This is a genomic window from Streptomyces africanus (assembly GCF_002150735.1).
Lineage (GTDB): Bacteria > Actinomycetota > Actinomycetes > Streptomycetales > Streptomycetaceae > Streptomyces > Streptomyces africanus.
In genome coordinates, this window is the sequence record NZ_MUKA01000257.1 from 231 (window position 1) to 4,998 (window position 4,768).

Sequence of the window (4,768 nt, forward strand, 5' to 3'; positions counted from 1 at the left end):
TCCTTGGCCTTGCGGTACAGGCGCGAACGCTGACCGCGGTAGCCGGAGGCCTGCTCGAGGATCGCCCGGCGCTTCTTGTGGGCGTTCACTGCCCGCTTGACGCGTGCCACTTTTTAACTCCTTGTAGCGGGGCCGCGGTGGTCTTCACACGGCCCGAAATCGATTGGGTCCCGGTCCTGACGTACGGCGCATGCGCGCCCGAACGTCACTTGCCGAGAAGCTTCTTGATCTTCTTGGCGTCGCCCGGGGCCATCTCGGCGTTGCCGGTGAGGCGACGCGTCACACGGGACGACTTGTGCTCGTTGTAGTGGCGAATGCCGGCGCGCTCACGGAGCACCTTGCCCGAGCCAGTGACCTTGAAGCGCTTCCTGGACCCGCTGTGCGACTTGTTCTTCGGCATAGCGCCGTACTCTCCTCGTCGGTGGCGCTCCGGTGCCCGGTCGCGAAACCGGGCACGGTGGAGCGTCGTCTTGTTTCGGTTGCTTCCTGGGGACTCGCGTCCCCCGGGATCACGCGTCGGCGGAAGCCTCGGCCGGAGCCTCGGTGTCCTCGGCGAGCTCGGCCTCAGCGGCGTTCTGCGACTTGCCGGGGTTGGCCTTCGCCTCGGCCTTGCGGGCCTCCTGCGCCTGGCGAGCCTCGGCCATCGCCTCGGTCTTCTTCTTGTGCGGACCGAGAACCATGATCATGTTTCGGCCGTCCTGCTTCGGGTTCGACTCGACGAAACCGAGGTCCTGGACGTCCTCCGCGAGCCGCTGGAGCAGTCGGTAGCCCAGCTCGGGCCGGGACTGCTCGCGACCACGGAACATGATCGTGATCTTGACCTTGTCGCCCTGCTTGAGGAACCGAACGACGTGACCCTTCTTGGTGTCATAGTCGTGCGGGTCGATCTTCGGCCGGAGCTTCATCTCCTTGATGACCGTGTGCGCCTGGTTCTTGCGCGCCTCACGGGCCTTCATGGCCGACTCGTACTTGAACTTCCCGTAGTCCATGAGCTTGCACACGGGCGGACGGGCGTTCGCCGCGACCTCGACCAGGTCCAGGTCGTACTCCTGCGCAAGCTCCAGTGCCTTGGCCAGGGGGACGATGCCCACCTGCTCGCCACTGGGACCGACAAGTCGCACCTCGGGAACGCGAATCCGGTCGTTGATGCGGGGCTCGGCGCTGATGGATCCTCCTCGGTAGCACCACGCGACGGTCTGGCGGACGGCCGCGTAACGTCTCTATTCGATAGACCTAACCGCGTCGAAGCACAAAAAATGCCCCGGACGATTCCCAGGCGGGGCTCCTCGAACTACCGGAGCACCGCCGCGGGGAGCCGCGGGGCGCGCTTTCGGACGGATCGCCGCCGCTGGGACGGGACCGTCTGACCGGTGACCCGCCGCCCTGGGGGCGGTCGGGTGGGAGTTCGAAAGCCTCCACTTGTGGGTCGGGCTCGCGGGCCAGGAGGCATACGGGTCCGACCGGTCGTTACACGAGATTACCAGCATGGGCCAGGAACGGCTAATCGTGGCACCCCGGGGCCTGGTACGGCGCACGCCCGGCCTGCGCCTATCGTGTGGGGCATGAGTGAGACCCCTCCTGAGTCCCCCGACTTCGACGCCATGGCCCGCGACATCGCCGAGGTCCCGGCGGTCGAGGTGATCGTGACGGTCGCCGTCAACCTGATGAGCGCCGCCGCGGTGAAGCTCGGTCTGACCGAGGAGGGCGACCGGCACAAGGACCTGGACGAGGCCCGCAAGCTGGTGCACGCGCTGGCCGGCCTGCTCGACGCGTCCGCCACCGAGATCAGCTCGTTCCACGCGTCGCCCCTGCGCGACGGCCTGAAGTCTCTCCAGCTGGCGTTCCGCGAGGCGTCACTCGTCCCGGACGAGCCGGGCAAGGGCCCGGGCGAGAAGTACACGGGCCCGGTCTACGGCTAGCCCGCACAGGCTCCTCAGCGTTCGTACAAGGGCTCGCCCGGAGGCGTCGACCCGGCCGGCAGCAGTGCCAGGTCGAGGCCGCGTACCAGGCGGGCCCTCAGTGTCTCGTCGGCGGCGAGCCGCCTGGCGACCGCCTGGGCGGTTTCGGCGGCGGCCGCGGCCGGGTCCAGGACCAGGGCGAGGGTGCCGTCGGCCTGGCCCGGGCCGAGGTGGGCGCGCAGGACGGCGGGCTCGGCGGCCACGGCGTCGCGTACGGCCCCGACGACGGCCGGGTCGGCGAGCGGGTCGGTGGTCGCACGGCCCTCCGCGAGGGCGAGCAGGGCGGGCCCGGTCAGTTCGAAGGGCACGGGCCCGGCCAGGTCGAGCACGACCGTGTCCGCCTTCTCGTGCGCGGCGGCCTGGAGGGCCTGGTGCAGGGGTACGGCGACGGGGCGGGCCGCCGGGTCCCAGCGGGCGAGGGAGTCGGTGGAGGTGAAGGCGGGCAGCGCGGTGCGGTTCCCGGCCTTCAGGGTCGGTACGGCCATGTCGCTGGTCTTCTCGCGGCGCAGTCCCCGCTCGTCCTCCTCGACCTCGCCGAGCACGGCCACGACGGGGACGAGCAGCCGGGCGCCCTTGAGGGCGTCGAGGACCGGGCCCACGGCACTGCGGTCTTCCGACCAGGCGGCGAGTGCCGCGCTCAGCCGGGGGTCGGCGGAACCGTCGTCGTCGGAGAAGCCGGAGTCGGGGATGTTCTTGTTCGCCACGATCGTCGACCCTATAGGCCGGGTGCCGCCGCTTCGGCGGGCGGTCCGGCGGGGCGGCGGCCGGAGGGTCTTGTGCGCGGGCTAGAACTCGTCGGGGCGCGTGCTGCGGCCGCGCCACAGGACCACGGCCGCGACCAGCAGGACGCCGCCGACGCTGCCCGCGAGGGGGGCGGCCCAGTCGGCGGTGTCGTCGTCGGTGCCGGTGGCGTCCGGGCCGTTGCCGAAGTACGTCGCGCCGTACGCCGCCGAGTGGAGCCCCTGCGGCTTCAGCCGGCCGGCGGCCTTGATGGCGGCGGCCGGGTCGACGAAGCCGAAGCCGCGGGAGTCGTCGCGGCCCGCGGCCGGGGCGTTGCGGGCGGTGTCCTCCAGGAGCGACTTGACCTGGGCCGGGGTCAGATCGGGGTGGGCGGCCTTGACCAAAGCGGCGGCGCCGGAGACGAAGGCGGCGGCGGCGCTGGTGCCCCAGCCCTCGTAGTACTTGTGGTCGGGGTCGGCGATGACGACGTCGACGCCGGGGGCGCTGACCGTGGCGTACCAGCGGCGGGTGGAGAAGGGGGCGCGGGTTCCGGCGCGGTCGACGGCGGTGGCGGCTATGACGCCCGGGTAGGCGGCCGGGTAGGAGATGCGGTCGCCCTTCTCGCCGCCGTTGCCTGCGGAGGCGACGACGATCACGCCCTTCTTCAGGGCGTACTGGATGGCCTGGTCCTCGGCGGGTTCCGGATGCGCGGAGGCGGAGTCGTCGCCGAGGGAGAGGTTGATGACGTCGGCGCCGTGGTCGGCGGCCCAGCGGATGCCGTCGGCGAGGGCGTTGCCGCGGGTGCTGCGGGCCTTGGCGCGGGAGGGGTCGCCGTCCTCCAGGATCACGCGCACGGGGAGGATCTTCGCCTCGGGGGCGATGCCGAGGACGCCGTCCGCGTCGCCCGGGCCGTGGCCGTGCCCGGCGATGATGCCGGCCATGGCGGTGCCGTGCCGGGCCCAGGCGCGGTCGCCGGGTTCGGCTCCGAAGCCGACCAGGTCCTTGCCGGTGAGGACGTTGCCGATCAGGTCGGGGTGGTCGGTCTCGACGCCGGTGTCCAGGACGGCGACGGTGACGCCGTCGCCCTTCGTGGTCCGCCAGGCCTCCTGGGTGTGCATGGCCTCCAGGGCCCACTGCTGGGCGCGGATGCCGTCGGCGTGGGCGGTGGTGGCGGGCAGCAGGACGAGCCCGGCGGCGAGCAGCACGCTCAGGGCCGCGGACCGGCCGGCCCCGGCGGCTCTGCCGGCCGGTTTCCCGGTGGTTTTCCCGGCCGGTTTCCTGGTGGTTTTCACGACGGCTGCTCCGTGGCCGAGCGGACGTTCTTGCGCAGGCCGCGTTCGACGCGGTCGGCGAGGCCCTGGGCCTCGTTGCCGAGGCCGGCCTGGGCGGGGGCGGTGGTGGCGCCGGACTGCATGGCGTCCCCGGCGGGCTGCGGGTCGTCGACGGTACGGCCGTCGGCCCAGCCGGAGACGGCGTAGACGACGACCGGGGCCTCGGTCAGCACGGAGACGGTCCAGGCGGCGCGCTGCTCCGGGCCGAAGTGGGCGGCGGGCGTGTCCTTCGCGGCGTACGGCAGCGGCATCAGGTCGCTGCGGCGGTCCAGGCGCTCCTTGCGGAAACGGTTCGCGAGGGCGGTCATGCCCGGGGCGTCGGCCGTGGTGAAGAGCAGGCCGACGGTGGTCACGTAGCTCTCGGTGGCGTCGGTGTAGGTGGCGCGCAGGAGGCGTTCGCAGCCGACGGGGGCGAGGGCCTTGCGCAGCAGGGGGTCGAAGGCGTCCTTGCAGCCGCTGTCCGGGGCGACGGCGATCCGGGTCCAGGTGCGGTCGGCTCCGCCGGGCCCTGCGCCCTGGCCCTGCACGGTGGGCGGGAACAGCTGGTCGACGGGCACGCTGTGCCAGAGGCTGCCGGCCGCGGCGAAGGTGCTGCGCGTGCCCTCCTCCCCGGGGTCCCCCACGAGCCAGCTCCCGGTGACCGCGCCCGAGATGAGTCCCAGCCCGAGCACGAGACAGACGGCGGCAGCGGCGGCCTGGGACGCCCCGCGCCGCCCGAGCGGCCGGGGCCGCGCGGCTCCGTCGTATCCCTCCGGCTCC

General features: G+C 72.6%; 7 protein-coding genes. 1 reads left to right on the plus strand and 6 read right to left on the minus strand.

The window, feature by feature from the left end; all coding sequences use genetic code 11:
* The 3 genes from CCL05_RS46490 to infC form a co-directional block, all read right to left on the minus strand.
* The coding region (locus CCL05_RS46490) for a bL20 family ribosomal protein (RefSeq protein WP_244204454.1) at positions 1-110 on the minus strand (110 nt) is incomplete at its 3' end.
* Positions 111-205: 95 nt separating this feature from the next.
* On the minus strand, positions 206-400 hold the full coding sequence (rpmI, locus tag CCL05_RS29240; RefSeq protein ID WP_086563630.1) for a 50S ribosomal protein L35: 195 nt from the start codon (positions 398-400) through the stop codon (positions 206-208).
* 109 nt (positions 401-509) lie between these two features.
* Complete coding sequence (infC, locus tag CCL05_RS29245) at positions 510-1,166, minus strand: translation initiation factor IF-3 (protein WP_086563631.1); 657 nt, start codon at positions 1,164-1,166, stop codon at positions 510-512.
* Positions 1,167-1,562: 396 nt separating this feature from the next.
* On the opposite strand from infC, the gene CCL05_RS29250 reads away from it, so the two are divergent.
* The gene (locus tag CCL05_RS29250) at positions 1,563-1,919 is read left to right on the plus strand and encodes a DUF1844 domain-containing protein (protein WP_086563633.1); all 357 of its coding nucleotides are present in this window, start codon (positions 1,563-1,565) and stop codon (positions 1,917-1,919) included.
* 14 nt (positions 1,920-1,933) lie between these two features.
* Here CCL05_RS29250 and CCL05_RS29255 read toward each other — a convergent pair whose 3' ends face one another.
* From CCL05_RS29255 to CCL05_RS29265, 3 genes are all read right to left on the minus strand, one after another.
* Entirely contained in the window at positions 1,934-2,662 is a 729-nt protein-coding gene (locus tag CCL05_RS29255; protein ID WP_086563635.1) for an SseB family protein, read from the minus strand.
* An 81-nt stretch (positions 2,663-2,743) separates the two neighbouring features.
* Positions 2,744-3,889: a type VII secretion-associated serine protease mycosin gene (mycP, locus tag CCL05_RS29260; RefSeq protein WP_086563638.1), complete on the minus strand. Its 1,146-nt coding sequence runs from the start codon at positions 3,887-3,889 to the stop codon at positions 2,744-2,746.
* A 77-nt stretch (positions 3,890-3,966) separates the two neighbouring features.
* Positions 3,967-4,768, minus strand: an 802-nt coding sequence (locus tag CCL05_RS29265; protein WP_086563636.1) for a hypothetical protein, incomplete at its 5' end; no start/stop codon positions are given.